This is a genomic window from Salinimicrobium oceani (assembly GCF_012037645.1).
Map to the genome: position 1 here is coordinate 1 of NZ_JAAVJR010000251.1, position 589 is coordinate 589.

General features: G+C 48.2%; 1 protein-coding gene. It reads left to right on the forward strand.

What is annotated here, in order from left to right:
• Nucleotides 1–57: 57 nt before the first annotated feature.
• A partial coding sequence (locus HC175_RS16555; RefSeq protein ID WP_168139476.1) for an alcohol dehydrogenase catalytic domain-containing protein occupies nucleotides 58–589 on the forward strand: 532 nt, incomplete at its 3' end.

Consider the following 589-nt stretch of genomic DNA (forward strand, 5'->3'; position numbering starts at 1 on the left):
CGGATCTCTTCCCTCACCAATTGCCCCCCTAATAATCATCAATCAAAATTCTTGATCATGAAAGCGATGTTATTAAAAAAGGTGGTAGACATGGATCAGGACTCACAACCACTGGTCTTTGCTGAAGTACCCAAACCAGAACCGGGAGAAAAGGAGATCCTTATAAAGCTGAATGTCTGCGGAGTTTGTCATACCGAGATCGATGAGATCGAAGGCAGAGCCATGCCTGCTTTTTTCCCCATCATACCGGGGCACCAGGGGGTGGGAATAGTGGAAAACTGCGGGAGTGGATGCAGAAAATTACGACCGGGAGACCGGGTGGGAGTTGCCTGGATCTATTCTGCCTGCGGGAAATGTCATTTTTGCGCTTCCGGATTAGAGAATCTTTGTGAAAATTTCAGGGCAACCGGAAGAGACGCCAATGGGGCTTATGCTGAATATATGTGTATCGGGGAAGATTTCGCCGTAAGAATTCCTGAAGCACTTAGTGATGTACATGCGGCACCACTGCTTTGTGCGGGTGCGATAGGATATCGTTCTGTTAGACTTGCCGCTCCAAAAGACGGGGAGAACTTTGGTTTGATGGGCT